We start from the raw sequence: 8,203 nt of genomic DNA on the forward strand, positions 1-8,203 counted from the left end.
AGAGCGTCCGGCGACACCCCCTCTCCGACCCCCGCGGGGGCCGGCCCGCCCCCCCCCCCCCCGCCCCCCGCGCCCCCCCCAGGCCGGCCGCGCCACTGACCACGTTCCTCGTCGGATACGCGGCCGCGAGAGCAGGCGGGGGCCCGGAAGCGGTCGCCGAAGCCTCCCGCAAGGCCGCCGCGCTCGCGCTCCGCTGGGCCGACGAGGACGCGCCCGAAGCCACGCCGGGCGCCGCGTCGCCCGGCCCCACAACCGCCACGACCGCCACCGAGTCGGACGCCGGATGACCGCCGCACGCTCCACCCGGGACAGCCGGGACGGCCAGGACACCGACGACTTCGACGTCGAGGAGGCGCTCGCCCTGGTCAAGGGCACGGGCGCCCGCCCGACCGGCGAGCCCGGCCGGGCGGAGCGCGCCGTCCCGGGCCCCCAGGGAAGTGACCCGGCGGCGGCCCCGTCGCCCGGCGCGCAGGACAGCGGCGAGGGCAAACACACCCGGCACCGGTCCACCCCGTGGCCGGAGGCCCGGGCCGTCGCCGAGCGGGCCGCCCGCTCCCTGGCCCGCCGCACCCCCGTTTCGGTCCCCTTGGAGGCATCCCTCGGCCTCGTCCTCGCCGCACCCCTGACCGCGCTCACCGACCTCCCCTCCTTCGACACCTCCGCCATGGACGGCTGGGCGGTCGCCGGACCCGGCCCCTGGGAGGTGCGGGAGAGCGGCGTCCTCGCCGGGCACGCGGAACCGGAGCGGCTCAGCGACGGCGAGGCGGTGCGGATCGCCACCGGGGCACGGGTCCCGAGGGACGCCACCGCCGTCCTGCGCAGCGAACACGGCCGCCTCGACGACAAGGGCCGGCTCCACGCGAGCGTCGCGCGGGAGCCGTCACCCGCCCGTTCCCGGGGTGTCCTGGCACTCGCGCACGGGCAGGACATCCGCTCGCGCGGCCAGGAGTGCCGCAGCGGCGACCAACTGCTGCCGCTCGGAACACTGGTCACCCCCGTCGTGCTGGGCCTCGCGGCGGCCGCCGGCTACGACACGCTCGCCGTCGTCCCTCGGCCGCGCGCCGAAGTTCTCGTACTCGGCGACGAGTTGCTCACCGAGGGACTGCCCCGGGAAGGACTCATCCGGGACGCGCTCGGTCCGATGCTGCCGCCGTGGCTGCGGGCGCTGGGCGCCGAGGTCGTCGCGGTGCGCCGGCTCGGCGACGACGCCAAGGCGCTGCACAAGGCGATCACCGGCTCCCGGGCCGATCTGATCGTCACCACCGGCGGTACGGCCGGCGGCCCCGTCGACCATGTCCACCCCACCCTGCGCCGGATCGGCGCCGACCTGCTGGTGGACAGTGTCAAGGTGCGGCCGGGACACCCGATGCTGCTGGCCCGCACCCAGGAGAACCAGCACCTCGTCGGCCTGCCGGGCAACCCCCTCGCCGCCGTCTCCGGCCTGCTCACACTGGCCGAACCGCTGCTGCGCACGCTGGCCGGACGCATGGCCCCGGAGCCGTACACGCTGCCGCTCGGGGAAGCCGTGCAGGGGCACCCGTACGACACCCGGCTCATCCCCGTCTCGTTGCGCGGCGAGCGGGCCACGCCGCTGCACTACAACGGCCCGGCGATGCTGCGCGGTATCGCGGCCGCCGACGCGCTCGCGGTCGTACCGCCGGGCGGCGCCCGTGCCGGGCAGGAGCTGGACCTCATCGATCTGCCGTGGGCCGTCGCGGGGATCGACGCGTGCTTCGCCTGAGCCGGTCGAGGGTGTGAGTGGCATGAATGCGAGCGGGGAGTGTTTCACGTGAAACTTCCGGGCGACGACGACGCACCTCCACGGCAGGCATGCGCATTGCCTGATCCACGGCAGGCATGCGCATTGCCTGTTCAACGGGCAGGCACTGCCTGCCTGATCGAGATCACGCGGTCTCCGGCCTGGAGGCTTGCGGCCTCCGGCTCGGTGTAGTCGTAGACCTTCTTCCGGCGCACGACGGCCACGACGAGATCCGTGCAGTCCCGGGGCGACCGTCCCAGTTCATCCGCTGCCACGGGTCGTTCCACGAGGTCGAGGCCTCGCCCGTACGTCATCAGATTCTCAAGGGTGTCCGCGACGTGAGGATGGGCCATGGACGCACCGAGGAGGCGACCCGCGGAACTGGAGCTGAGGACAACTGTGTCGGCACCGCTCTGCTTCAACAGCGGAAGGTTCTCGTCTTCCCGTACCGCGGCGACGATGGTCGCGTGCTTGTTGAGCTGACGCGCGGTCAGGGTGACCAACGCCGCGGTGTCGTCGCGCTGTGGAGCGACGATCACCTGTACAGCGCTGTGCAGCTCGGCTTTTCGAAGGGTGTCCGATCGGGTGGCATCACCGAGCACCGACACGAGCCCGTCACTGTTGGCGGCCTCCGCGGCCGACCGATCGGGATCGACGACCACGATCTTGTCTTTGCGGATGCCCTGCCCCAGAAGCGCTTCGATGGCGTGCCGGCCCTTGGTCCCATAGCCGACGACGACCACGTGGTCGCGCAGATGGGAACGCCAGCGGTGGACGCGCACTTGCTGGCGGGTGCGCTCGGTGAGCACTTCGAGCGTCGTGCCGACCAGGATGATCAGGAACAACACGCGCAGGGGCGTGATGATGAAGATGTTGACGATCCGTGCGGTGTCGCTGACCGGGGTGATGTCGCCGTATCCGGTGGTGGAGAGAGTCACCGTCGCGTAGTAGGCGGCATCGAGGAAATCGACGCTGCCGTCGGCGTTGTCGTTGTAGCCGTCACGGTCGAACCAGACCACGAGCGTCGTGACGAAAAGGATCAGCAGGGCCATGGCCAAGCGCCGTAGAACCTGCTGAAGGGGCGGCACACTGCGTGCGACGGGCATCGTGATGGATCGTCCGGCCTCGGCATCGTCCAGGGCTTCGGCCCGCGACCGGTACCAGAGAGACCGGAGGATCGAGAACTTCCCGGTCTTGGACGGTGGTTTCTTCTCGTCGTTCATCGCCTGTCCTCTGCGACGGCGCTCCGGTCAGCCGGCATGGCGACCATGATCTCGGGCGATGCTGCGCCAGCAGTGAACCACAGACCCGGCGCGCCCAACCGCCTCCGCGCGTACACCGATCGCGCGCGATCGGTCACAGTGAGTACGCCGTTCCAGTCCCTGGGGAGCGTCGAGTTGCGGTGACAGGGCTCTCTGGGCCTGCACGGCGTCGCGGGGAGGCGCATCCTGAAGGGGTTGGGTCGACAGGTGAGGAGCAGGTGAGCGTCTGCCATGTCAAACTACAAAGTCATCGAGGTCGCCCCGGACGGCTCGCTGCAGTCGGCGGAACGGGAACTGGCCGAGCCCGCCGCGGGACAGGTGCGCATCCGGGTGGAGGCGTGCGGGGTCTGTCACTCCGACAGCTTCACCGTGCAGCCGCACGACCCCGGACAGAGGTCACCGATTCCGGGGCACGAAATCGTCGGGGTGATCGACGCGCTGGGGCCCGAGGTGGAGGGCTGGTCGACCGGGCAACGCGTCGGAGTCGGGTTCCTCGGTGGTCACTGCGGCGTGTGCCAGTCCTGCCGGATGGGGAACTTCGTCGCGTGCACGAACCAGCCGCAGACCGGCGTGGGTATCGACGGTGGTTACGCGGAAGTCGTCTACGCGCGGGCGACCGGTCTCGTCGCGGTCCCGGACGAGCTGACGTCGGCCGAGGCGGCGCCGCTCCTGTGCGCGGGCTTCACGACGTTCAACGCGCTCCTCAAGGCGCACACCAAGGCCGACGACCTGGTGGCCATCCAGGGCATCGGCGGCCTCGGACACCTGGGTGTCCAGTACGCGGCCAAGATGGGCCAGCGGGTCGTCGCCGTCGCACGCGGCACCGGCAAGGAGAAGCTGGCCCGCGAGCTCGGCGCGCATCACTACATCGACTCCACCGAGACGGACCCCGGCGAGGAACTCAGCAAGCTCGGCGGTGCACAGGCCGTCATCGCGACAGCTGCCGCCGGCGACATCTCACCCCTGCTCAACGGCCTTGCCAGCGGTGGACGACTCGTCGTCGTGGGTGCGTCCGACGAACCGGTCAAGGTCACCCCGATGCAGCTCGTCTTCGGCGACGTGCGGATCATGGGGTCCCTCACCGGAAGCGCCATCCAGAACGAGAACAACCTCCGCTTCGCCACGGACCAAGGGATCCGGGCGATGATCGAGACCCGGCCCCTGAGCGAAGCGACTGAGGCGTACGAGCGGATGTCCAGCGGAGACGCCCGCTTCCGCATGGTGCTCACCGTGTGACCGCACAGGCCCGCTCCGGGGTGGCAGGGCCTTTCAGGCGGGGCCGGTCACGTGTCGCGCCGGGATCGTCGGGAGCGCCGGGATCCGACGAGGGACTCGTGCAGCCACGCGCGGAGCAGTACCGCGGTTTTCCTCGGCTGCATCGCATCCGGCCGCATCGCCTGTGTATCCGGAAAGGTACTTTCAACTTCCAAGAAAGCGCTGGAGGGCGGCATTGAGGGAGCACACCGTCGTTGTCGGGTTCGGGACCAAGGGGCGGTCGGCCATCGAGACCGTCTGCGCGAGCGGGCTCAAGAAAGAGCAGGTCGTGGTCGTCGACCCGAGTTCCAGGGTGGTCGACGCGGCGACGGGCGAGGGGTATGCGGGAGTGATCGGGGACGCCACGCGCAGCGATGTGCTGATGCGCGCCGAACTCCACAAGGCGCGGCAGGTCATCATCGCCACCCAGCGGGACGACACCGCGGTCCTGGTCACCCTGACGGCGCGGCAGCTCAACCGCGAGGCGAAGATCGTCGCCGCCGTCCGCGAGGAGGAGAACGCGCCGCTGCTGCGGCAGTCCGGTGCCGACGCGGTCATCACCAGCGCCAGCGCGGCCGGCCGGCTGCTCGGACTCTCCGTGCTCAGCCCCGCCGCGGGCATGGTGATGGAGGACCTGATCCATCAGGGCAGCGGGCTCGACATCGTGGAGCGGCCCGTCACGAAGGCCGAGGTGGGCATGAGCGCCCGCGACACCACCGACCTGGTGGTCAGCGTCGTACGAGGTCATCGCGTGCTCGGATACGACGATCCGGACGCCGGCGCGCTGGAGTCGACGGACCGGCTGATCACGATCACGCGGGTCTCGCGCGGCAAGCGGGCGGCGCCGGACATTCGGCCCCTGCCCCGGGAGTAGGCGGCACCTCTCAGGAGTAGCGTCCCTCTCATGTACGCGATCACGATTCCTGAACCTGGTGGGCCCGAGGCGCTGGTGTGGGACGAAGTTCCCGATCCGGTGCCGGCCGAAGGCGAAGTGCTGATCGAGGTGGTGGCCAGCGCCGTCAACCGCGCCGATCTGCTGCAACGGCAGGGCCTGTACAGCCCGCCGCCCGGCGCCTCGCCCTACCCCGGACTCGAATGCTCGGGGCGCGTCGCCGCGGTCGGACCGGGCGTCATCGGCTGGTCGGCGGGCGACGAGGTGTGCGCGCTGCTGTCGGGCGGCGGATACGCCCAGAAGGTCGCCGTCCCGGCCGGGCAGTTGCTGCCCGTGCCCACGGGGCTGGACGTCCGGCAGGCGGCGGCGCTGCCCGAGGTGACGTGCACCGTCTGGTCGAACGTCTTCATGGTCGCCCACCTGCGCCCCGGCGAGACCCTGCTCGTGCACGGCGGCTCCAGCGGCATCGGCACCATGGCGATCCAGCTCGCGAAGGCCGTGGGCGCGAAGGTCGCGGTCACGGCGGGCACCAAGGAGAAGCTCGACTTCTGCGCGGAGCTGGGCGCGGACATCCTGATCAACTACCGCGAGCAGGACTTCGTCGAGGAGATCGGGCGGGCCACCGGAGGGGCGGGTGCCGACGTCATCCTCGACAACATGGGAGCCAAGTACCTCGACCGGAACGTGCGCGCCCTCGCCGTCAACGGACGGCTCGCCATCATCGGCATGCAGGGCGGCATCACGGCGGAGCTGAACATCGCCGCTCTCCTGACCAAGCGTGCCGCGATCAGCGCGACCTCGCTGCGTGCCAGGCCGCTCGGCGAGAAGGCCGCCATCGTGGCGGCCGTGCGTGAGCACGTGTGGCCGCTGATCGACTCCGGTCACGTCCGTCCGGTCGTCGACCGCGAGCTGCCCATGAGCGAAGCGGCGGGCGCGCACCGGGTCCTGGAGGAGAGCAGCCACATCGGAAAGGTGCTGCTCGTCGCCCCCTAGCGGGCCGGCTCGGCCGCAACGGTTGCCGTCCCGGGGCCGCTCAGCCGTTGCGTACCCGAAGGCCCAGGAGGGCCAGGGCCATGCCCAGGCCGATGAGGATCAGGCCGCTGCCCAGCGGCAGGATCGCCAGGTTTCCCTGGGGCGTGCCCACGACGCTCTGCTGGACGGGGGCCGCGTTGTCGCCCGAGGGGTCGGTGGCCTCGCTCGGCTCCGTGATCGCGGTGTCCGCGGCGGGGGCCGTGTCCTGGAGGTCCTGGCTGTCGGAGTCCTGGCTGTCCCGGCCGTCCGGGGTGTTCTGCTCCGTGCGGCCGGGGCGCTCGCGGCCCTCGCCCGCGTAGCTGCCCGCGCGGGAGCGGGAGGGGTCCGCCGTCGGGGTCGGGCGGGCCGGCTCGGAGGCCGTGGGACCGGCCGCGTCCGAGGCGGTGGGCCCCTGCCCGGACGGCGAGGACGGAACGGGCGGGGTGCTCCTTCCGGGTGACGGATGCGGTGATCCGGTCCCCGGGGTGGGCGGCGTGGACGGGGCGGTCGAGGTGGACGGGGTGGGCGTGGTGGTCACCCCCGCGGAAGGAGCGGGCGAGTCGCTGCCGCGGGTGGGCGGAGCCGGTGAGGTGCCGGCGGGAGCCGACGGCCCCCGCGAGACAGCGGCCGCGCCGAGGCCCCAGGAGCGGGACCCGGCGGTGGGCGCGAGGCTCCCGGAGCGGGTCAGGGAGACGGGCGCGAGGTCCGCGGAGCGGGTCAAGGAGACGGGCGCGAGGCTCCCGAGGCGGGTCAAGGAGACGGGCGCGAGGCTCCCGAGGCGGGTCAAGGAGACGGGCGCGAGGCTCCCGAGGCGGGTCAAGAAGACGGGCGCGAGGCTCCCGGGGCGGGTCAGGGCGGTGGATGCGTGGCCCCCGGTGGACGCGATGGCTCCGGACCTGGCCGCGGCCGTGGACGAGAAACTCCCGGAGACCGCCGGAGCGGCATGGGTGACGGGGGCGGCGCCGGTCAGCAGGGCCGCCGCGAGGAGTCCGGCCGTGGGCAGGGTGCGCAGCCTTGGAGTCACGTCGGTGACCCCCTCCCGGAACGGTTCGCCAAGACGGGTGCCGTGATCGACGCAACCAGCCTCACATGACGTCGTGATCCCGGCATCTCGACAGAAAGTGACGTCATTCGCGCACTTCAGAGGCCGTGGCACCCCTTCATTTCGCCAACTGGGCCGACGTAGGTGGTGGATCACCGTGTACGGGGGGCACCACCGTGATGGAGTACGTGGGTGCGAGAGAATGGCGGCATGGAGATGCCGAGGAACGAACGGTCGCCGGAGAACCCTCAGATCCTGGTTGTCGGACAGGACGGAATGGCTCTCGGCGGCACCGGGCACGAGGACTCCCGCGAGATCCCGGTGACGGAGATGGTGGAACAGCCTGCCAAGGTGATGCGCATCGGCAGCATGATCAAGCAGCTGCTGGAGGAAGTGCGCGCCGCTCCCCTGGACGAGGCCAGCAGGGTCCGCCTCAAGGAGATCCACGCGAGTTCCGTCAAGGAGCTGGAGGACGGTCTCGCTCCGGAGCTCGTGGAGGAGCTGGAGCGGCTCTCCTTGCCCTTCACGGACGAGGGGACCCCCAGCGACGCCGAACTGCGGATCGCGCAGGCTCAGTTGGTGGGCTGGCTGGAAGGGCTCTTCCACGGGATCCAGACGACGCTGTTCGCCCAGCAGATGGCGGCCAGGGCGCAGTTGGAGCAGATGCGCCGTGCGCTTCCGCCGGGTGTCGGCGGTCTGGAGGGCGACGAGGACCCCCGTACGGGTGGCCGTTCGGGCGGTCCGTACCTGTAACCAGCCGGGTTGCCGACCTATTACGCGTGTTGTCGACCAGCCCCGCGTGCCGTCGGCCGGCCACGCGGGTCATCGAGCCACCGCCCCCGTCACCCCGGCGTTGGGCGATCACCACCGACAAGAAGCGGGGGGGGGGGCGCGAGGGGGGGGGGCGGGGCCGCGGCCGCCGCCCCCGCGGGCCGCGGGGGGGGGGGCGCGCGCCGCGCGCCGCCGGGCGGGGGGGCGCGCGG

The 8,203-nt window shown here is 71.8% G+C and carries 7 protein-coding genes and 1 pseudogene; 6 read left to right on the plus strand and 2 right to left on the minus strand.

Going from position 1 to position 8,203, the window contains the following annotated elements; translation table 11 throughout:
- Both ACFXGX_RS09075 and ACFXGX_RS09080 read left to right on the plus strand, forming a co-directional pair.
- A partial coding sequence (locus ACFXGX_RS09075) for a DUF6457 domain-containing protein (protein ID WP_384786894.1) occupies nt 1-287 on the plus strand: 287 nt, incomplete at its 5' end.
- Complete coding sequence (locus ACFXGX_RS09080) at nt 284-1,741, plus strand: molybdopterin molybdotransferase MoeA (protein WP_384786897.1); 1,458 nt, start codon at nt 284-286, stop codon at nt 1,739-1,741. The genes ACFXGX_RS09075 and ACFXGX_RS09080, both read left to right, overlap by 4 nt.
- Nucleotides 1,742-1,872: 131 nt before the next feature.
- Here ACFXGX_RS09080 and ACFXGX_RS09085 read toward each other — a convergent pair whose 3' ends face one another.
- Nucleotides 1,873-2,982, minus strand: a complete 1,110-nt coding sequence (locus tag ACFXGX_RS09085; protein WP_384786900.1) for a potassium channel family protein — start codon at nt 2,980-2,982, stop codon at nt 1,873-1,875.
- Nucleotides 2,983-3,252: 270 nt separating this feature from the next.
- Between ACFXGX_RS09085 and ACFXGX_RS09090 the strand changes: the two genes are divergently transcribed.
- The 3 genes and pseudogenes from ACFXGX_RS09090 to ACFXGX_RS09100 all read left to right on the plus strand — a co-directional run bounded on the left by ACFXGX_RS09090 (nt 3,253) and on the right by ACFXGX_RS09100 (nt 6,160).
- A complete protein-coding gene (locus ACFXGX_RS09090; RefSeq protein WP_384786903.1) occupies nt 3,253-4,257 on the plus strand; it encodes an alcohol dehydrogenase catalytic domain-containing protein in 1,005 nt (334 codons plus the stop codon).
- Nucleotides 4,258-4,456: 199 nt separating this feature from the next.
- Nucleotides 4,457-5,149, plus strand: a pseudogene (locus tag ACFXGX_RS09095) (potassium channel family protein); the annotation flags it as partial.
- Between the two features lie 30 nt (nt 5,150-5,179).
- Nucleotides 5,180-6,160, plus strand: coding sequence for an NAD(P)H-quinone oxidoreductase (locus ACFXGX_RS09100; protein WP_384786906.1), 981 nt, complete (start codon nt 5,180-5,182; stop codon nt 6,158-6,160).
- A 40-nt stretch (nt 6,161-6,200) separates the two neighbouring features.
- Here ACFXGX_RS09100 and ACFXGX_RS09105 read toward each other — a convergent pair whose 3' ends face one another.
- A complete protein-coding gene (locus tag ACFXGX_RS09105) occupies nt 6,201-7,202 on the minus strand; it encodes a hypothetical protein (protein WP_384786909.1) in 1,002 nt (333 codons plus the stop codon).
- A gap of 228 nt (nt 7,203-7,430) precedes the next feature.
- Here ACFXGX_RS09105 and ACFXGX_RS09110 point away from each other — a divergent pair, with 228 nt between their 5' ends.
- Nucleotides 7,431-7,973 (plus strand): bacterial proteasome activator family protein, encoded by a 543-nt coding sequence (locus ACFXGX_RS09110; protein WP_384786912.1) that lies wholly within the window; start codon nt 7,431-7,433, stop codon nt 7,971-7,973.
- The last annotated feature ends 230 nt before the right edge of the window (nt 7,974-8,203 follow it).

It is taken from the genome of Streptomyces sp. NPDC059371 (assembly GCF_042751995.1).
Lineage (GTDB): Bacteria > Actinomycetota > Actinomycetes > Streptomycetales > Streptomycetaceae > Streptomyces.